Source organism: Chroococcidiopsis thermalis PCC 7203, from assembly GCF_000317125.1.
In the GTDB taxonomy this organism is placed as follows: domain Bacteria; phylum Cyanobacteriota; class Cyanobacteriia; order Cyanobacteriales; family Chroococcidiopsidaceae; genus Chroococcidiopsis; species Chroococcidiopsis thermalis.
Genome location: NC_019695.1, coordinates 6258425 through 6278090, shown reverse-complemented (window position 1 = coordinate 6278090; position 19666 = coordinate 6258425). Strand labels below are relative to the sequence as shown.

21 protein-coding genes are annotated in these 19666 nt (G+C 44.5%); 7 read left to right on the top strand and 14 right to left on the bottom strand.

Annotated elements, in window-relative coordinates:
• Positions 1–11 precede the first annotated feature (11 nt).
• Together CHRO_RS27360 and CHRO_RS27355 are read left to right on the top strand one after the other, a co-directional pair.
• The gene (locus CHRO_RS27360; protein ID WP_015157470.1) at positions 12–881 is read left to right on the top strand and encodes an AraC family transcriptional regulator; all 870 of its coding nucleotides are present in this window, start codon (positions 12–14) and stop codon (positions 879–881) included.
• A 106-nt stretch (positions 882–987) separates the two neighbouring features.
• Positions 988–1608: an antibiotic biosynthesis monooxygenase family protein gene (locus tag CHRO_RS27355; protein WP_015157469.1), complete on the top strand. Its 621-nt coding sequence runs from the start codon at positions 988–990 to the stop codon at positions 1606–1608.
• Positions 1609–1688: 80 nt separating this feature from the next.
• Here CHRO_RS27355 and CHRO_RS27350 read toward each other — a convergent pair whose 3' ends face one another.
• The 3 genes from CHRO_RS27350 to CHRO_RS27340 all read right to left on the bottom strand — a co-directional run bounded on the left by CHRO_RS27350 (position 1689) and on the right by CHRO_RS27340 (position 5101).
• Positions 1689–3191 (bottom strand): hydroxysqualene dehydroxylase, encoded by a 1503-nt coding sequence (locus CHRO_RS27350; RefSeq protein WP_015157468.1) that lies wholly within the window; start codon positions 3189–3191, stop codon positions 1689–1691.
• Positions 3192–3205: 14 nt separating this feature from the next.
• Positions 3206–4537, bottom strand: coding sequence for an FAD-binding oxidoreductase (locus CHRO_RS27345; RefSeq protein ID WP_015157467.1), 1332 nt, complete (start codon positions 4535–4537; stop codon positions 3206–3208).
• Between the two features lie 96 nt (positions 4538–4633).
• Positions 4634–5101, bottom strand: a complete 468-nt coding sequence (locus tag CHRO_RS27340; RefSeq protein WP_015157466.1) for a tetratricopeptide repeat protein — start codon at positions 5099–5101, stop codon at positions 4634–4636.
• A gap of 334 nt (positions 5102–5435) precedes the next feature.
• Here CHRO_RS27340 and CHRO_RS27335 point away from each other — a divergent pair, with 334 nt between their 5' ends.
• Both CHRO_RS27335 and CHRO_RS27330 read left to right on the top strand, forming a co-directional pair.
• Positions 5436–6692 carry a GTP cyclohydrolase II gene (locus CHRO_RS27335; protein ID WP_015157465.1) on the top strand — a complete coding sequence of 419 codons (1257 nt, stop codon included), beginning with the start codon at positions 5436–5438 and terminating at the stop codon, positions 6690–6692.
• Positions 6693–6842: 150 nt separating this feature from the next.
• Positions 6843–8150: a URC4/urg3 family protein gene (locus tag CHRO_RS27330; RefSeq protein WP_015157464.1), complete on the top strand. Its 1308-nt coding sequence runs from the start codon at positions 6843–6845 to the stop codon at positions 8148–8150.
• Here CHRO_RS27330 and CHRO_RS27325 read toward each other — a convergent pair.
• The 10 genes from CHRO_RS27325 to CHRO_RS27285 form a co-directional block, all read right to left on the bottom strand.
• Positions 8147–8611, bottom strand: a complete 465-nt coding sequence (locus CHRO_RS27325) for a hypothetical protein (protein ID WP_015157463.1) — start codon at positions 8609–8611, stop codon at positions 8147–8149. The two genes, CHRO_RS27330 and CHRO_RS27325, sit on opposite strands and share 4 nt — an antisense overlap.
• Before the next feature lie 176 nt (positions 8612–8787).
• Positions 8788–9564, bottom strand: coding sequence for an MBL fold metallo-hydrolase (locus CHRO_RS27320; protein WP_015157462.1), 777 nt, complete (start codon positions 9562–9564; stop codon positions 8788–8790).
• Between the two features lie 19 nt (positions 9565–9583).
• Positions 9584–10180 carry an anthranilate synthase component II gene (locus CHRO_RS27315; protein WP_015157461.1) on the bottom strand — a complete coding sequence of 199 codons (597 nt, stop codon included), beginning with the start codon at positions 10178–10180 and terminating at the stop codon, positions 9584–9586.
• Complete coding sequence (locus tag CHRO_RS33005; RefSeq protein ID WP_181824249.1) at positions 10164–10349, bottom strand: hypothetical protein; 186 nt, start codon at positions 10347–10349, stop codon at positions 10164–10166. Before CHRO_RS33005 ends, CHRO_RS27315 begins: the two co-directional genes overlap by 17 nt.
• The gene (locus CHRO_RS27310) at positions 10346–10801 is read right to left on the bottom strand and encodes a diacylglycerol kinase family protein (RefSeq protein WP_015157460.1); all 456 of its coding nucleotides are present in this window, start codon (positions 10799–10801) and stop codon (positions 10346–10348) included. The genes CHRO_RS33005 and CHRO_RS27310 overlap by 4 nt, the downstream gene beginning before the upstream one ends.
• 182 nt (positions 10802–10983) lie before the next feature.
• A complete protein-coding gene (gene ybeY / locus CHRO_RS27305) occupies positions 10984–11517 on the bottom strand; it encodes an rRNA maturation RNase YbeY (protein ID WP_015157459.1) in 534 nt (177 codons plus the stop codon).
• On the bottom strand, positions 11517–11744 hold the full coding sequence (locus CHRO_RS27300) for a DUF3285 domain-containing protein (RefSeq protein WP_015157458.1): 228 nt from the start codon (positions 11742–11744) through the stop codon (positions 11517–11519). The genes ybeY and CHRO_RS27300 overlap by 1 nt, the downstream gene beginning before the upstream one ends.
• A 217-nt stretch (positions 11745–11961) precedes the next feature.
• Complete coding sequence (locus tag CHRO_RS27295) at positions 11962–12891, bottom strand: hypothetical protein (protein WP_015157457.1); 930 nt, start codon at positions 12889–12891, stop codon at positions 11962–11964.
• Between the two features lie 347 nt (positions 12892–13238).
• Positions 13239–14352, bottom strand: a protein-coding gene (gene prfB / locus CHRO_RS27290) for a peptide chain release factor 2 (protein WP_127023111.1) whose coding sequence is annotated in 2 segments (ribosomal slippage) — positions 13239–14279 and positions 14281–14352 — 1113 coding nt in all. Because the reading frame shifts where the segments join, the coding sequence is not laid out codon by codon here.
• 287 nt (positions 14353–14639) lie between these two features.
• A complete protein-coding gene (locus tag CHRO_RS27285) occupies positions 14640–15368 on the bottom strand; it encodes a Bax inhibitor-1/YccA family protein (protein WP_015157456.1) in 729 nt (242 codons plus the stop codon).
• 331 nt (positions 15369–15699) lie between these two features.
• Here CHRO_RS27285 and CHRO_RS27280 point away from each other — a divergent pair, with 331 nt between their 5' ends.
• The 3 genes from CHRO_RS27280 (at position 15700) to CHRO_RS27270 (ending at position 18958) form a co-directional block, all read left to right on the top strand.
• Positions 15700–16485, top strand: coding sequence for an RNA polymerase sigma factor SigF (locus CHRO_RS27280; RefSeq protein WP_015157455.1), 786 nt, complete (start codon positions 15700–15702; stop codon positions 16483–16485).
• Between the two features lie 89 nt (positions 16486–16574).
• Positions 16575–17756, top strand: a complete 1182-nt coding sequence (locus CHRO_RS30095) for an NACHT domain-containing protein (RefSeq protein WP_015157454.1) — start codon at positions 16575–16577, stop codon at positions 17754–17756.
• 122 nt (positions 17757–17878) lie between these two features.
• The gene (locus CHRO_RS27270; RefSeq protein WP_015157453.1) at positions 17879–18958 is read left to right on the top strand and encodes a pentapeptide repeat-containing protein; all 1080 of its coding nucleotides are present in this window, start codon (positions 17879–17881) and stop codon (positions 18956–18958) included.
• Positions 18959–18997: 39 nt separating this feature from the next.
• Here the strand turns inward: CHRO_RS27270 and CHRO_RS27265 are convergent, their stop codons facing one another.
• Positions 18998–19510, bottom strand: a complete 513-nt coding sequence (locus CHRO_RS27265; protein WP_015157452.1) for a hypothetical protein — start codon at positions 19508–19510, stop codon at positions 18998–19000.
• Positions 19511–19666 lie beyond the last annotated feature (156 nt).

Here is a 19666-nt window from a genome sequence, read left to right as displayed (position 1 = left end):
GCAAAGGGAAAATGAGCCGAGAAAACACAACCAAGAGTAAACGTTTTCTAGAGATTGTACCGCATTCGCCCATTCTATCTAGTCAAGCAACTACGTTAGACCTTATTCGTGTCGAACATCATTATCAACCTGCAAATGGATTGTCTGAATGCTGTCTTCCTCAGCATCTAATTAGCATTCATCTTGGACACCCAATTCAACTAGAGCGAACAGCAGAGGGACAATGTATTAGCGAACGTCTGATACAAGGTGACATCATGATTACGCCGCCTTATCTGTATCGCAAATTAGCTTGGGATCGTGATGCTGACTTCCTGTTACTTCGTCTTGACAGTAAGCTTTTCGTATCTGCTTTTTATGAATCAGCAAATATTGAAATTATCCCACAGTTCAAACTTCACGACCCACTCATTCAACAAATTGGTTTAGCACTCAAATCGGAATTAGAATTAGAGGGATTAAGCGATCGCCTCTATGCAGAATCAATGGCAAATGCATTAATAGTGCATCTTTTAAAACATTCCTCAGTACGGAAATATAAAGTTCGCAATTGCGCTGGTGGTTTATCTAAATTAAAAATCAAACAGGTGATTGATTACATTCACGACAACTTGGAGCAAAATCTGACCTTAGTAGAGATAGCTGCTGTCATTCAAATAAGTCCCTATCACTTTGCTCGTTTATTTAAACAATCTATAGGAATTACACCCCACCAGTACGTAATTAGCAAACGAATTGAGAAAGCAAAACAATTGCTAGAAGAACACAACTCGATTGTTCTTGTTGCAGAGAAGGTGGGATTTCAAAGCCAAAGTCACTTTACAAAGATGTTTCGTAAATATACAGGGATAACTCCCCAAGCTTATAAAAAATTGCTGTAAATCCAGCAAGATTGTTACAACTTTAGCAAGAATGCGTGAGACAAGACGATAAAAAGACTTTACTATAACTGGCAAGTTAGTGTAGCATTAATATAGAAAATCTAAGATGATTCAAATAGATAGCACCAATGCCGTTACTGTCGGGCTAGATCTTTACAGCGTCGCCCCAAGGCATCAAGATGCTTTAGTAGAAGCAATTGTACAACAACAGATTGAATCTTGGTTATCTAGCAATTTCTTAAAATCTGCTAGCGTTCATAAAAGTTTAGATGGCGTTCGTGTCTTTACCTATAGCCAGTGGATGCCTAAATTCGATTATCGCAATTTATCACGCCCAACTATTTTTACTGAATTTTTTCCTCCCGATTCCCATTTACTCGAAGTGTTCGCTAGCCGATCGCTATCTCAAGAAGTTTCGATTGTTGCAGGCGATCGCATCACTCATTTAGCAGAGTTTAGAATGATTTCTGCTAATCAGCAAGAAATGGTGAAACGCGCATCAGCTGAACTCGATCGCGCTATGAATAATTCACCAGGTTTGATTTCGGCTACTTTTCATCGTAGTCTAGATGGTACGAGAGTTTTCAACTATGGGCAATGGGAGAGCCAAGAAGCATTTGAAGCTATTTTGAAGCAGCCTGGATTTAATCCAGATGAGCCTTATTGGGCGGGAATTGCTCGCAACGAATTCCATCTCTATCAAGTCGTTCATGCATACGAAAAATAGACTTAAGCCAAGTATTAGGCGAATAGAATTCGCGGCTACACAAACTAAGTCCACCTGCGCGGACTAGTAACAAATTAAAATTATGGTAGCCAAATGGGAGGAAAAGTATTGCCTAAATTACGTAAATTTCTGTTAAGCGATCGCATTATTTGTATATGTGGCTCGTCCGGTTCGACGGGAATAATTTCGGCTGTTGTCCCCTTGCCAAATCTTTCTATAACTAGATTTGCTGCTTCTAAACCAGTAACGTAGGCTTTTTCTTGCGACCACGAACCGTGACGGTTAATAATCCAATCGCCGCTCATAAATACATTATCTATACTCGTCTTTGCTGGTAACATATTTTGATAGCTACCAGGGGCAAAATGAGTTACGGCTCTAGATAAACGAATAATACTGCGATCGCAAATTTTAGCTGCTCGAAATTCTGGTACACAAATTGCTAAATAATCTTGTACCATCTGCACGATTTCTTCATCGCTCATTGGTAACAGTTGATTGGCGTGATAGAAATCTGCCTCAATGACTGTTTCTGGTACGTCGCGGTATTCATCGTGTAATGCATTGAGATCGAAAAACGTCCACCCCGTGGTAGCATCAAAGCCAAAACAAGCATTGGAAGGACGGGGAATGTGAATTTTGCGATCGCACCATAGCCGAGTTGCTAACACATCAACCGCACCCAAATTCATTAAATTCCGAAATTCTTTGCGGTTTTGCAAGCTAGAACTACCGCTAACAATCTTCTGCATCCCGCTGACTCCTACAGCAAAGATGACAGCATCCGCCTCGAAGACTTCATCGCCGCAAACTACAGCTTTTGCCAATCCTTCACTATCGAGGAGAATATCGCTGACGCGACGGTTAGATAGAATTTTGCCTCCCGCTTGTTCGATTTGTTCTACCCAAGGACGAAAAATCTTTTCTCCTACCGTACCCCGACACCAAACCACGTCAAAATCTGGTTGGTGCGCCAAAATGAAATAATACAACATTCCCAAAGCCGCAGCCGCAGAACATTGTTCGCCTGGTGCAAATAACCCTACTAGCAGCATCGGTTCAAATGAATCGCGGTAAAGTCTAGCCGATACGCCAAAATCTTTAAACAGTTCGCGAGCTGTAACTTTATCGTAACGCTGCCAAGCCTCGTCACTATTATCGAAATCTACTACAGCATAGAGTAATGGTAAAGCACTGAGGCGATCGCTTAAAGGTAATCGTTTGAACTGGGTGTAGAGAAAAGTTCCCAGTGGTGTAGGGAGGCGCGGTAAATCTTGAAAAATTGGCGACTCTACCTCTAATCCAGCAGGGGAATATTGGGAAGAACGGGTAAAAGGTGTAAAAGGACTAATCCCTAGTTCCCGTATGAGGGAAAAAATATTACTGTAAGGATACCAGAAACCGTGAATCCCCGCTTCTACCGATCGCCCGCCTGGAGTTTTCCAACCCGCAACCAAACCCCCAGGATAAGCACCTGCTTCTAACAGCGTTACATTGTACCCTTGTTTTGCTAGGCGATATGTAGCTCCTAATCCAGCCCAGCCAGCACCAATAACGACGACTTTCGGATTCTGTGATTCCATGCTTGAGAGTCAGCCTACGATCGCATCAACGCCTTAATCTTACCTGGATTGAGCAACCCATAGGGATCGACCATTTGTTTAAACTTCATCTGTTCTGGGTCGATAACTTTTCTGCCACCGTCTTCAATAATATACGTATGCGGATTAGCAATGAAAATCCCGTGTTCTTCGTGATAGCGGATAATTTCGTTCAGGCGTTCCTCGGTAGTATATTGCACTAATTGCAGAGCAGCGGGAACAGTTCGACCACCAACACGGATAAATTCTAAATGCATCATCACCTCATCGCCAAAGTAACGATACATGTGGTCTACCATTTGGAGGTTTTTATCGGCGGGGAAAAGGCTTTGTAAATAGGTAATTGAAGGATCGGCATTACGAGCGTGTAAAGTAGTATGATTCCAGGTAAATTCTGCTAAGTTAACTCCCTTACCTGCATCCTGTTGCGATCGCTGATAGGTAATACAACCGCCGTATTCTTGTACCAATCCAGGTAATAATTCCAAACTCGGTTCAGCTACCATTAACAGTGCTGCGTGAGTTCCATCAGGAATGTATTGACGTGCGCCAAAATAAGAGGGAATTGACCAAGCAAAAATAGAAATAAGCTTCTTAATCATCCCATCAGCATCGCCCAAAGCCTGACCAAAATGGGCAGCCGCCATAAAACTTTCAAAAGTGACAATCACCTCAGTCCAAGGATAAGCTGCACCAAGAGGAATTTCTAATTCCGTGATAATGCCATTAATACCCCAAGCGTGGTTGACTTTGTGGATATCATCTCCCCGCAGTTCAATCGCTCTGGGTTCGTCTTCCATAGTTACGACACGAATAGCATTAATATTACCGCGATCGCGCAACTGTCCGTAATTAATCGAGCCAATTCCCCCACTCCCGCCAGCAATAAATCCGCCAATCGTCGCTGTCCGATAAGTAGAAGGAGCCATCCGCATCTCCCACCCCGTCTCTCGCGCTTTTTTGTCCAAAGCAGCTAATTTTACCCCTGCTTCTACCCGCGCTACTCCCGATTTAATCCAGCGAATTGCCTGCATCCGAGACATATCCAAAACCACGCCACCGTGGAGGGGTACGCACTGCCCGTAATTGCCCGTTCCAGCCCCCCGTATCGTCACCGGAACGCGGTATTTAACGCAGGTTGTTGCAGCCTGCATTACCTCTGCTTCTGTCGTAGGACGGACAACCAAATCCCCCTTTTTCCCATCTAACTGAGCTTGCAGTATGGGACTGAAAGTGTGGTAATCCTGAGATAACTTAGCAACTTGGTTAGGATCGCTAATAACTTCAATTCCCTGTAACTCAGCCGTCAGTGCATCCCAATCAATCATAATCAGTTATTAGTTATCAGTTATCTGTTGTCAGTGGAACCAGTGGCTGGTGACTAGTGGCTAGAACTACTCGCCTATACCTTAGCTCTTTGCCCCTCATAACTTTGCCGTACATTCCAAGAGCAGCCTTTGATTATCTATGGCATATGGCTGAATCTTCAATGCTTGGCGAAAAGCGCGAATTGCAGCGGCATAATTTGCTAGTGCCATTTGGCATAAACCCAGACCGTGCCAAGCACCAAAATGCATTGAGTTGAGTTTAACGACTGTCTGACAATCTACCAACGCTTTTTCGTACTGGGCAGTGAAGTAGTATAAAATAGCTCGGCGATTCCAAGCTTCGGCAAAATCTGGCTGGTCGCGAATAAGTTCTGTCAAGACTGCTTCTGCCTGCGACACTTTTCCAGCCGAGAAAAGAACTTGAGAACGTTGGATGCATTCCCAACCGTAGTCCCCTTTTTGATAAAACCAAGCTCGCCACAGCGCTTCTGTTGCTGCCTGACGCACGACTTCATCAGGATGCTTCAAGTTTTCTAGAAAAGATTGAATAGACGACTCATTCATACGTTCGTTGTCATAGCTAAGTTATTAGTTAAGTCGGATGTTAAAGGCGATCGCGGTATGACTAAGGGCTTTTACCCGTTTCCTTCAATTTTAGAATTAAGCAAGTCCTACCACTTTTTTGTACTTTTTTATACATAAATTCGAGAACTTAGTATCCTGAACCTAAGATTTAACCCAAGAGCAGCCAATTTCGTGCTATGGGTTACTATTGAAACCAAAATTCGATCGCTATAATTGAAGTTTCCCCCTTAAGGTTTGCTATTCGTAGCATCTTACTTTGTCTGGTTGCGTCACAGCCCTCTTAACCCCATTAGCAGGTAGAGCAAATACAACGATGCAAGAGCGAAAAAGTAGTCCCAGGCATATTATTCTGACTTCTCACCCGAGCAATTTTGGTTCGCAACCTATTCCGATTCGCTGGGGAGACAAAGACCCAATGCAACGGGGTCCGATCGTGGCTACCCTCGCTAACCCAACTCACAGAAATGCGATCGGGACTCATTCAGGCGGTTATGCCGTCTATCGCGCTCTGGCTGTAGCAAGCGGGGTATTGCAAGCAGATCACCGTGCTGATTTAACAAATACTTCGCCTGTCGAGCATATTGGACCATATCCGAGTTGGTACGACCCGGAGAAAATAGTTTCGCTCGATCCGTTTGGGGCAATGGTAGGCGAGGCGTTTGCATCTTATTACCAGGAAGGATACGATATCAGACCGACGATCGCCATTACAAAAGCGCACGTTTACCTTCCAGAATTACAAGCAGCGGTGGAAAAAGGGCGGTTGGCGATCGATGGCAAGCTGCTCAAATCTAAAGGCGATGTCCTTGTCACTAAAGCAGCGATCGAACCTGTATGGTATTTACCAGGCATTGCCAAACGCTTTCAAATTTCGGAAGCAGACTTGCGCCGTGCCTTGTTCGAGCAAACGGGGGGAATGTTCCCAGAATTAGTGACGCGATCGGATTTAGAAGTATTCCTGCCACCAATTGGCGGAGTCACGGTATACATATTTGGCGATTTGGCAGCAATTACCGATCCCAATCGACCCTTGGCAGTGCGGGTTCACGATGAATGCAATGGTTCCGATGTTTTTGGCAGCGATATTTGTACCTGTCGTCCTTATCTAGTGCATGGAATTGAAGTCTGCATCCAAACAGCACAGGAAGGGGGTGCGGGAGTCATTGTCTACTGTCGGAAAGAAGGTCGGGCATTGGGAGAAGTGACGAAATTTTTAGTTTACAATGCTCGCAAGCGGCAAGAAGGAGGCGATCGCGCTGATGCTTACTTTGCCCGCACGGAATGCGTTGCTGGGGTGCAAGATATGCGCTTCCAAGAGTTAATGCCAGATGTATTGCATTGGTTGGGCATTACTCGAATCGAGCGTTTGGTATCGATGAGCAACATGAAATATGAAGCCATCACTAACTCAGGTATTGAAGTTGTAGAACGAGTACCGATTCCTGACGATTTGATTCCCCAAGACGCACAGGTGGAAATTGAGGCGAAAAAAGCTGCTGGCTACTACACTCCTGGCGCGGTACTAGATCCGTTAGGATTGGCAGAAATTAAAGGTAGAGAAATGGAATGAATTCGGAATTCGGAATTCGGAATTCGGAATTAACACCTCAAACTCGTACGGGTGGGTTTTGGCTGAAGATTTGTTGTCAAAGCCCGTAAATCTTTTGCTAAACCCGCCCCTACACCCCATATCCCATACTCTGTTCCCTGTTCCTTGACGATGAATCTCCAAACTTCAGAATTCAGCCTTCAGTCTCCAGAAGAGGCGATCGCTTATTTGCGTTCTCCCAGGGCGATTCGCGATCGCTGCGGGCAGTTGTTTGAGTTGGCACGGCAAGATAAGTTGAGTCACTTCCGCTGCGATTTGTCGCAGTTGGGACGGGTGGCAGACTATGTTATTGCCGTCATGCAAGAGCAATATCCCGATGGGCAAATTCCCTTCCATAGCCGCTGGCAGCATTTTGAAGTTGGTGGAGTACCGCGTTTAGCACAGTTAGAGCGGCTGTTGGCAGGGCGATCGCCAGTCGAGCGAGCTGTGACTCGGTTCGATCTGGCGATCGTCAGCGTGTTGTTAGATGCGGGTGCGGGCGATCGTTGGTTGTATTGCGAACGGGAAACCGATTCGATCTTTCAGCGATCGGAGGGGCTAGCAGTGGCTAGTTTTCGGATGTTCTGTCAAGGTGCTTTCTCCAGCCATCCTCATCAGCTTTTACAAGTCGATGCCCAAGGATTGCAATCTCTGAGTGAAGCAACCCTAGCTCAAGGATTTCAGGTAAGTGAGGATAATCCATTGGTAGGGTTGGCAGGACGAGTAGAACTATTACAAAAATTAGGGCGATCGCTCCTCGATTTCCCGCAAATGTTCGGTGACGACAATCCCCGTCCGGGTCATCTGGTGCATTATTTATTAGAGCGATCGCACCACAAACAACTACCAGCTGCAACAGTTTTGCGTGCTGTTTTAGAAGGACTCGGCAGTATTTGGTCTGGCAGAATTGAAATAGCCGGAGTTAACCTCGGCGATGTCTGGCATCATCCTGCTTTAGCAGGGAGTAGGGAAACAAAGGAGCAGAGAGAGAATTTAATTCCGAATTCCGAATTCCGAATTCTGAATTCCCTCGTACCATTTCACAAACTCTCGCAATGGTTGACTTATTCTCTTTTGGAGCCACTACAAGAACTCGGTTTAGAAATTACAGGACTTGACGACCTGACCGGATTACCAGAATATCGAAATGGTGGTTTGTGCCTGGATCTCGGACTGCTACAAGCCAAACACTCAGATATTTTCCACTACGCCCACTCAGTGGACTCGGAAGTCGTTGTCGAGTGGCGAGCATTAACTGTGATTCTATTAGACCAAATTGCTGCAACGATCCGCCAGCAGTTGGAAATGGATGCTAAGCAGCTGCCTTTAGTCAAAATTTTGCAAGGCGGAACTTGGAGCGCCGGACGGCGGATTGCTGCCGAACTCAGACCGAATGGAGTTTCCCCCATTCAGTTACAGAGTGACGGTACGGTGTTTTAGCGAAATACTAAGCGCTGCAACAAAGTTTTCAAAAATATGCCGAGCTGAAATTGATAAAATTCGATCGCTAACCAACAAATTGTTAATAAGTGTGACAAAAAGGTGAGCCAAATCCAAGCATACGGTAGCCAATATAAAGGAGTATCTGGGAGTGGCGGAAAGATATAGACGGTCAGCCCAACTATAGCTGTTGGTACTGCTACGAGAGCGATCGCGGCTAGAGTATAACCCCAGCCAAATTCTACGCCGTCATAATAAGCTTCTATCCACCTTCTGCCATTCCAACGCCAGACTAGCGGTGGTTGACAGGAGAGCATTTTCAACTGCTGTCTTTCTACATCAGTTTCAAAAATCTGCTGGCAGCAGTCGCAAGCCATCGCTTCCATTAAAGGCATAGCTTGAACCTTGCCCAGGCGACAGGCTGGGCAGGGATAAATGCTGTTAGAGTTCAACTGCATCATCGCTGTCAGGAAACTACATCTTTCCAAGTTAGCAGTTATTAGGGAGCAGGGAGCGCACGAGCAGTGACCAGTGACCAGTGACCAGTAACCAGTTATCAATGACTAACAACCAACAACCAACGAGCAACTACCAACTACCACCGATCGATGACAAATGACAAATGACCAACTACCAGTTAAAACTTATAACTCAATACCTGAATAGCAGTTCCGTCCTTGGGTAAGTCGGCAGGTTTAATCGTTAAGCTATCGCTTTGACTGCGACGGATGGGAGTTCCTTCCATCAATGACAAAAATTCATCTAACGGCACGATGTCGCAGGCAGCAGGATCGGCGGCTTGGGTACGATAGTGCGTCGGAATGACTAACCTGGGATTGATAGTTTTGACGGCTGCTTGAGCTTCTTGAGGGTTATAAGCTTTAGCACCACCCCCCACTGGCACTAGTAACACGTCGGGACGACCTATGAGGATTTTTTGTTCGATTGTAATTGGTGCAGCAGCTCCCCCTAAGTGCAAAATCCTAATCCCGCCTTGCGTCCACAGCCATGCTACGTTAGTACCAAATCTTCTCCCCTTTTCGCGATCGTGGTCGATCGCAATTCCTTGGATCTGCGTTCCTTTAAATTGGTATACTCCAGGTTCAAAGATCAGCTGGGGATTGCCAGGAACTTCTTCTACTGCCCCTTCATCCAATAATTGACTGCTAATTAAAACCAAATCTGTTTCTACTTTCGGTGGTCTGTATCCCGCCGCACAGCCTAGCTGCCGAAAAGGATTGACCAGAATTCGCGCCCCACCACCAGTAAATAGAAAACAAGTATGACCCAACCATCGTACCGTTAACCCGCTACCAGTTTGGGCTACAGCAGGCTGAGATTTTGCTGCAAGCGTCACTGCTAAGGTAGAAAGTAGCCCCGCTCCAGCATAGCCAATCAACTGTCGTCGTTTCATTGCTTCTCCGTTCACTCCACTAGTGAGACGGCAGTTGTTTCAGGAAGTTGCGCAGCAATTGCTTTCCTGAAGTTGTGAGGACGCTTTCTGGGTGAAACTGGACTCCTTCAATGTGAGGATATTGCCGATGTCGCACTCCCATAATTGTCCCGTCCTCAACCCAGGCGGTAATTTCTAACACGTCTGGGCAGGTCTGCCGTTCGATCGCTAAACTATGATAGCGGGTTGCGGTCAACGGATTTTCTAAATCTTTAAATACGCCTACTCCCGTATGGGAAACTGATGAAGTTTTACCATGCATCAATTCAGGTGCAGAGACAACTTTACCACCAAAGACTTGTCCGATGCTTTGATGCCCCAAACATACGCCCAATATCGGTGTATTCTCGCCTAACTGCGCGATCGCCTCTAGAGAAATTCCTGCATCTTCTGGGCGACCTGGACCTGGAGAAATCACAACCCCATCTGGCTGCAACTCGCGGATCTGCTCGATTGTAATTTGGTCGTTACGATAAACTCGAATCTCTGCTGCAACTGGGAACTCTGCCCCTAACTCACCTAAGTACTGCACTAGGTTATAAGTAAAACTGTCGTAGTTATCAATAACTATAATCATTTTTGAGTAGTGCGTGAAGAAGGGGTGTAGGGTGTAGGGTGTGGGGTGTGGGGCGTGGGGCGTGGGGTGTAGGGTGTGGGATTTTTGCTCCCTCTACTCCCGAGAGCATCATAAGCTCTCTTCTCCCCCTTGTCCCCCTTGTCTCCCTTGTCCTTATTCCTATTGTCAATTTAAATATGAAACAATTAGTCTCACAAGGGGAGGTAACAAAAGAGCGGCGGCGACTAAAAGGGCAGCGATAGCCGAGATTAACACTGCTCCGGCGGCGCAGTCTTTAGCAATTTTAGCGAGTTCGTGATATGTCTGCTTTACCGTCAAGTCTACAACAGACTCGATCGCGGTGTTTAGTAATTCCATCACTAGCACTAAGCCGCTAGTCAGCGTAATCACAGCTATTTCGACCAAAGGCAAACGTAATAATAAGCCCAGAAAGACAGCAAGAGTTCCTATACAGATATGGATGCGGAAGTTGCGTTGAGTTTTAAACGCATAAGCAATGCCACTCCAAGCATATTTGAAGCTCACTAATAAGTTGGAGGCGACTTGCCAAGAGAAATTTCGCTGAATTGGAACCACTTTTTCTGTTCTACTAGGCGTTGAGGTCGAAACTTTTTGGGTCATAGATGGCAAACATCAATAATTTTTGGTTTTTATATCTAGCCGAGTTACAGCCTACTACTTGCTTAATTTGTCAATTTCCACAGACAGTTTAATTTAGACATATCTCATCTAGCGAGACCATATTAGTAACAAATTGTCGCGATCGCGCTGTGCCAATATTTACAATTACAATCTTGCCCAGTTTAATCAAGATTGACATCAAGACCAACTATCCTTAGTAGCAAAGTTTGCTGTTCCAACATCTCTAATAGGGTTTCCTCATCTGGGTGATCCCAACCTAAAAGGTGTAAAAGACCGTGAGCGGCTAACCAAGCCAGCTCTGTCGATAGCGAATGTGCTTGTTGTTGTGCCTGCTTGCTAGCGGTATCAATTGAGATCGCAATATCGCCTAAGTACAGAGGTAAAAGCGATCGCAACTCCTCTAACTGCGGTACGTCCGTTTCCAGTGCAGCAAAGGCTAAAACGTCCGTGGGCTTATCTTGCTGCCGATACTGCGAGTTAAGTACTTGAATTTCTGCATCATCCGTTAGACGTAAACTCAGTTCGTAACTGTCAGCAGAAGGAAGCTGAGAAGATAAACTCTCTAGCCAGCACTCAAACCATTTTTGCCAAGTTTGAGCATCAACTGCTGGCTTCATTCCAGAAGCTTCAGTAAAACAGTCTTGCACGCAGACTTCGACTTGTACGCCGGAATTTTCTGTATTCCTGGTTGTCATTATCTAGTTATGTAAGCTAAACCCACCAGTAAAGACAATAATCCTATAGTTGTGAGGGCAAAATGTTTCAGAGAAGTCCCCCGCTTTTTCACCATGTTGCGCATAGCGAGTTTTACATAACTCGGTCGAGGCTCATTGGCAACTTCATTCGCTACATGAGGGGGCATGGTTGTCGCTTCCGTGGATTGTGCCTCGGCGGTTTTCGTCGTGTCAGGTGAATTCTCCATGAGATTGACCCTAAAGTTTTGCTAGGTTCTTTCTCAAATGTAACAGTTTGTTGCACCAATAATGTAGTCCGTACCAGGGTTAATAGCTGAGAAACAAGCGCAAATCGCTTTGCGCTCGTTCCCAATCTTTGTCTAAGTTTCTAAAGATTGCCGTTTATACTAACTACAGCGATCGCTCCCATTCGCCATTAGACAAGCAATGTTATTACTAATGTTGTTACTTGCGTCCGACAAGTACCTGCTGGCGCTCGGTTACTTCCTCAGTGTGAACCTCCTCACCATAAACTTCTAATAAACGATAGCGAACCCGATCGGAGATTTTAGCTAGCCCACCGCCTCCGTGAGTATCTGATGGTTTCAGCGTATTTCGGGTAATCCCGAAAAAGTGAGTCGCAAAACGGTGATGCACTGGTTCTGGTAGTCCTACAAAAAACATCAGCCTTTCGTACCGAAGGTATTCAAATATTTTGGCTCCGGTATCGTAAAATATCGCAGCGGGTTTCAAAGCATGGCAAGAGCGTCGCAACTCAATTGGTCCTTTCTTGAATATTCTGTGGAGTAGCTTGAAGCGCGATCGCAGTTTATTAAAAGGTGACAGCAATGAGTATTCATTGTCTAGGTAAAAATCTACAAATGACTTTCCATGCCTAAGTGCTTCTCGAATAGGGGCTACCTTAAGGAGAGTTAGCGGTATCCAAGGACGTTCGTGATAGAGAGCATTTTCTAAAGCGGTTCCCTGAAAAGCTGGTTCTTCCAGCCAACTTGGTCCATTGGTAAAGCCACAACCAAAAACCTGCGGTTCGTCAATATAATCTTTGAAAAAGCTAACTATAGCGGAATCCTGAATTTCCAGATCCGAATCAACTAATAAAACTTTTTCTGCGGCAATATGATTAAAAAGCCAGTCTAAAGTTTGACCGTGAGGGCGTAAGGGAGCGGTTAAAATATCAAAATCATACCGCTTCATCAAAGCTAGAAAATGTTTTAAGCTACCATCAGTTGACTCGCAGTCGATCAACAGTACGGGCATTTTTGCATGACGAATAACAGAAAGTAAAGCTAAGGTTGTAACTAGTTTTGTATTGAAATTAATAATAACTGCTCTTTCTGTTACAGCAGGTAGCTCGGATAAACTTTGAATTAGCACGATGATTGTCCTAAAATAATTTTTTTGTGTCTTAGCGTGGAGCCAACAGCATCAACAGCACGTGAGAAAATGGATTTTTGTAGCTATTTATTGCAATAATTATGAAGCTTAAAATTCAGCAGAGCAATATGGAAAAATTCAGCAAAAAAGTTCAGGGTAAATACAGCAATCCTATTTGATTCATGAATATGGAGCAGGCTAGAAGCTTGCTTCACAAATCATTTAGAACTGCTATAGTTGGTAAAATTAAAAGAAAAAGCTAAGGACTGTAAACAGCAAAACCATTTTGGTTTTTCTCCTCCAGTTTCCTCAGCTTTCTTGTTTCTGCTTTGGGTCTTGCTTGTCCCTTAACTAGCCACTAGTTGTTTCTCCTGGCGTAGATAAGACTCAATAAAGGTATCGAGTTCGCCATTCATTACGTCGGTAATTGCTGTTGTTTCTAGGTTTGTCCGCAAATCCTTCACCATCTGATATGGATGGAAAACGTAGTTGCGAATCTGAGTTCCCCAGGCTGCTTCTACCATATCACCGCGAATTTCAGCGATTTCTTGAGCGCGTTGTTCTTGGGCAATAATTAACAGCTTGGCTTTGAGGATCGCTAGGGCTTTCTCTTTATTTTGTAACTGCGATCGCTCTTGGGTACAGCGGACGGCAATTCCCGTAGGAATGTGGAGAATGCGCACGGCTGTTTCTACTTTGTTGACGTTTTGTCCTCCCTTACCACCAGAGCGAGTGGTAGTAATTTCTAAATCTTTATCTGGAATTTCCAACTGTACGGAAGTATCGATTTGGGGCATCACTTCCACACCAGCAAAGCTAGTCTGTCGTTTACCGTTAGCGTTAAACGGAGAAATCCGCACCAAACGGTGAGTTCCTTTTTCGCCTTGTAAATAGCCGTAGGCATAGCGACCGGAAATTTCTAAGGTAGCGGATTTAATTCCCGCTTCATCTCCTTCCGAAATCTCATCGAGTTGGACTTTATAGCCGCGATCTTCCGCCCAACGAGTATACATCCGCAGTAGCATTTCCGCCCAGTCTTGAGCATCAGTTCCACCCGCCCCAGCGTTAATTGTCAAAATTGCGCCTTTGTCATCGTAGGGACCAGATAACAACTGTTGCAACTCCCATTGGTCGAGTTCGCGGTTGAGGCTGGTAACGTTTGTCTCAGCCTCTTGCAGCAGAGATTCGTCCGTTTCGAGTTCCAGTAGCTCTAGCACGGCTTTGGTATCTTCTAGGCTACCTTGCCAGCGATCGTATTGCTGGATATGAGTTTTCAGGTCGTTGAGTTCCTGAAGTGTTTGCTGTGCTTTGGTTTGGTCGTTCCAAAACTCCGGTTGGGCAGCAATTTGTTCTAAATCTTGAATTTTTGCCGTCAGTGCGGGGATGTCAAAGATAGTCCTGGGTTTTACCCAGGCGATCGGACAACTTTTCAACTTCGCGCTTGATTTCTAGTGCTTCCATATAGGTTTCGAGTAGCGATCGCTCACTGAGTGATAGGGTACATTAACAACGCACCCTACTTGTATTGATGATTTTAACTAGAGTTGATAGCGGTTTTCAATTGAGTAAAACACACGATCTGTAGGGGCGCTTTCTCTGTGCGCCCCTACAAATGTCATGCACGCAATCGAGAATTGCTATGAAAACCTTTGGGGCAACAACCAAAAAAACCGTGGCTTGAGGTTAAACCACGGTCTTGCTGTAGAGACGTTACATGTAACGTCTCTACAGTTCATTTAATGTCTCTACTAGTCGCGGCTATTCAAGGCAATCAACAACCGCAAGATGAAAATAAACAGGTTGATGTAAGTCAGATACATCGACAGCGCCGCAGGGAGATATTGGTCGTTGCGGTAGGTACGAGGCAGAACGTAGAAATCTACGACTGCTGCACCAACGAATAGACACACGCCAATGCCTGAAATTGCAATTTCTAACCAAGTCGGCGTATAGATGCCAAACAGAGCAAACAGAAATTGTGCCAAACAGACGACCACTAGGGCAATGACTCCCAGGCTGACTGTTTTCGTCAATGCCATGCCGTCCTGTTCTGACAAGTTAGAACCAATTTGACGTGCCGCAATAAAGGTGACACCGCAGCCGAGGGCAGCAAACCCCACACCTGCAATACCTACGCCTTGGGTTCTTAGTGCCATAAAGACGATGCCGCTAAGAGTATAGCCAGTTAGCAAGCTATATGTTGCTAGTAGAGGCAGGGCAACGCGATTATTACCTTTCTCGGCAACGTTCATCGCCACGAAGAACAAAATCAGTTCCAAAATGACCGCACCAATAAACGTAGGGAAGAATAACCCTGGATTGGCACGGATGACACTTAGACCACCGTAGGTTCCCAGTGCTGTTAGTACCAGCCCGCCACCTAGATAAGGCAGGGCGTTAGCAATAACGTTTGGACCTACTATGGCGCTAGTTTTAGCTTGACGAATTGCTTCGCGAAAATTGCTAGTGCTACTCATGGAATTTTTTCTTAATTTTTTAACGGGTTGTGTGAGAGCAACGATATGGTGACATATGCCTATTTTGGCTTAAACCTCTAACAGTTAACCAGGGTGAGACTAGCAGCAGAAATCTAAATCTAATCTTAAAATATTTAGCATTCTCAGCCAGTCAACTCAGCAGATCTACGGAGAAAATTCACCGCAATCTGCTAATCTCCTCATAAATTCAGTAAGAACGACATGGTTTGAGAAGCCTTCTCCACCGACAATAATTTTCAGCTTTGATTAAAGATTTTCCACCACCTGTTAATTCCCATTAGGGAAGCTTAGATCGCTGTTGAGGATTTTTATGTCGATAACTCATACTAGAGGCTGCTCTAATGGGATAGAGCTATTAATTGCTTATTATCAACATCCTTCGATTGCCTTACGCAATAAACTTGTAAGTATGCACACTGGTTTGGTGCGAAAGATGGCGCATCAATTTAGCCGCCAATGTACCGAACCATATGAAGATTTAGAACAAATCGGTTACTTTGGTTTGATTCGTGCTATCGAGCGCTTCAACCCTTATCAAGGTTATGCTTTTAGTTCTTTTGCCATTCCTTATATTCGAGGTGAAATTTTACATTTCTTACGCGATCGCACGGGAGTTGTCAAAATTCCCCGTCGTTGGCAAGAACTTCACAATCAAGGACAGAAGGCTCGTAAAGATCTAACATTAACTCTCGGTCGCACTCCTACAGATATAGAAATTGCTGAAGAATTGAATGTTGCAATTCAAGAATGGTTAGAGAGTAAGCTCGCCTTCCAAAATCGAATTGTCTTAAGTTTGGATAGTACAGTTATTCAACATCTCGATTGCCAAATTAAATTAGCTGATGCTTTACCTGACCAGCGCTCTACTAGCTTGCAACAACAGGAAGAAGATCGCCAACAATTGCAAGGAGCAATGAATCAGCTGGAAGAAAAAACTCGTAAAGCTGTAGAATTTGTTTTCTTAAAAGAGTTTTCTCGTAAAGAGGCTGCTAAACGAATTGGTATTAGTCCAATGACTGTAACTCGATATCTTCAAAAGGGCAAAGAACAGTTATTTTCTTTGCTTCAACCTCAAATTGCTCAAACTAGAGCATGATAATTTGTAATTCGTAATTCGCAATTCGTAATTATGAATTGAATAAACGTCCGATAAATTCAAACTGTAACACCAAAACCATAAAGCTTATGAACTCCATCGATTCAGCGTTGGTAGATCGTTTTCCTCAGCCGATGGAAACTGAAGGTATTAAGTTGGATAACCGAAAAGGTGTCAAGTTTAGTGGTAAATGGGTACAAGTTGAGAACTTACAGAAAAATGACTCAAAGCAACTCGATCGCGTTGTAAATTTCTCTTTAAAACACGAGGAAAAAGAAATTGTTAATGAATTGTCTAACGATCCATTATTAAATTTGCTTTGTCTATTAGTTGAAGCCGGTCGAGAAATTCCTGACGATCGCTGTCAGCTCTACCGCGAAGGACTAGAAATTTTATTGAATCAATGGGATGAAGCTTATCATATTCCAGGCGATCGCTTCTACAAAAATTTGTCCGTACAGCACAAACAAGACTTGTTAAGTAAAATTGCTTTGGCTACATTTGAAACTGGAGGTAAGTTTAGCAAACAGGATATTGAAAAATCTATTACCGAATATATATGTAACCTGCCAAAAGCACCTACTAGTCCGGAACTCTTGCAACTTACGACTGAGGCGCTACTAAAGTCTATTCAATATCAACACCAGTTATTTGTTGAGTCCGCTCCAGAGGTTTATTCTTTCTCCGATAGCAGATTTCACGAGTATTTTATAGCGCGAGAAATAGCCGATCCTTCTCATCCTCAAAGAGCAGAACAAGCTTTAAGAAATTTAGCTGCTCGGATTTCAGAACCACGCTGGCACGAAGTTTTTGTCTTCGTTGTTGGCATGTTGCGAAATGCTGACTATTTTCTCAGCTTGATGAAGCAACAAGCTGACGCGATCGCCGGAGTCGATCCAGAATTATCGCGCTTTCTTTTCTGGCTGGAGCGCAAGTCACATCATCTGAGCAAACCTCAGTTTAAACCAGCTGCTTTCCGTGCCTTTTATTTAGAATTTATCCTCGATCTTAAATCAGATTCTCTCCAAGACGATCGCACCGATCGCCATCTTCATCTATCTGATATCGATGCTTCGAGTTACGAGCTGATAAATTTTCCTTTTACTTGCCAGCAAAAAGCTATTCTCAAACAATATTACGATGTCAATCAACTCATACTTGATTGCTTGCGCCAAGCACAATACATGACGCGGAGCTTACGTACAGAAATTGAAGAGACACTTTTAGTTCCTTCATATTTAAGCTGTCCGATCGGAACTGCGATCGCTTAATATAAATACCTAACATAAATTTCTTGTAGGGGCGCACAGAGAAAGCGCCCCTACAATGTTGTCACGATCTAGCAGGTTTATGGTAATGTTAGAGCTGAAGATCGCACGGCAAAAATCGCTAGATGACTAGTGAAGCAGATTTATTGCTAAGACAAGGTATTTCTCAATACCAAACAGGTGAATTTGAGCTGGCATTGCAGTCTTGGCAACAAGCATTAAATCTTTATCGCAGCAGCCAAAATTTCAAGCGCGAAGGTGCGGCTTTAGGGAATTTGGGCGCAGCTTATCAAGCTTTAGGAAACATACCCCAGGCGATCGTCTGCTTTCAACAACATTTGGAGATCGCCCAGAAAACTCAAGATGCAACTGGCGAAATGAATGCTCTTGCCAATATTGGTAATGCTTATTTGGCATCAGCAGAATATGTGCGTGCAATCGAGTACTGGCAAAAACTATTGGCGATTGTACCAGCACAAGGCGATCGCCTACAGGAAGGACAGATCTTAAATAGCCTGCGACAAGCATACACTAGTTTAGGAGAATTGACCCAGGCGAGCAAATATCAACAGCAACAGTTGGCGATCGCGCGGGAATTACTCAACTCGGCAATCGCGACAGACTTTGTTTCTAGTCTAGAAGCGATCGGTTTAGATCCTACACAAGATTTAGTCGGAGCCGATCTCAGTCAATTCGATCTTCGTAATGCTAGCTTGAGTCGCGCTAATTTAGAAGGGGCAAATTTGAGTGGTGCTGACTTGACATTAGCCGATCTGAGTCGCGCTAATTTGAGTGGTGCTTGTCTTGTGCGTGCCAAACTCAGTAATGCCAATCTTCGCGATGCGAATCTCAGTCATGCCGATCTGAGCGATGCAGACTTACGCGCAATTCTACCCCGCGTGAATTTAAGCAGTGCGAATCTCAGCCGGACAAATTTATCGAGTGCCTATCTTCAGAATGCTAACTTACAGGGGGCAAATTTAAACGATACGTTATTGCAACAAGCAGATTTAAATGGCGTGAATTTCAGCCATGCAAATTTGAATGCAGCTAATCTCACCCGTGCAGAATTGAATCAGGTAAAAGTAGAAACAACACGCTTTGTCAATGTTGTTGGAATTTCAGCGCAGATGAAACTTGAGTTTCAGCAACAAGGCGCAATTTTTGAGGACTCTATGGGCGATCGCCAGCCAATCTCAACTTAGATTTAAACAGCGATCGCACCATCATATTTAATCTTAGATTTAAGGTGTAGGGGCTAAATCTTGCTCCGTTGAATTACTACCAGGTGTAGGGGCTAAATCTTGTTCCGTAGTCTGTGCTGCTGCTGGTTGCGGTTCGCGTACTTCCCAACGGCATTGTTTTTGTTCTGGCTGCTGATAGTTAACCGCCATTGTAAACGAGCGTGTAGCGGCGCGGTTCTTGTCGAAATTTACATCAGCCCGCGTGTAGTTTTTTCCAGCGATCGCCGTCCACTGTAATATCTCGTTGGCATACGCTCCATCGGGAACGAAGCGCATTTTGTATTTTACTTGGTCTGGAGAGTCTCCCGATCGCACGAATAGCAATCCCTGAGCGATGTCTGCCGATCGTTCCAAGACATCAGCAGAGATAAAGCTACATCGATCGCCTTCGTCTCCCTCCACCAGCGCTAAGAAAGAACGGTCAGAGCTAGTTTCTACTTGTTGGGCTGGCGTTTCTCGATCGGAAAAGACGACTAAGGCGATCGCTAAGATTGGTAAGATAGCTGCTTTCATAACTCCTCATCCCTCAAAGCACTCAGACGCAACTGATTTGTTATATGGTACAGCGAATTTGCTCTCTGGGACTGGCAATATTTGAGCGATCGAGAAAGAAGTTAGAAACTACAAGTCAAAACACGCTTCTGCATTATCCATATTTTCTATCTCTTT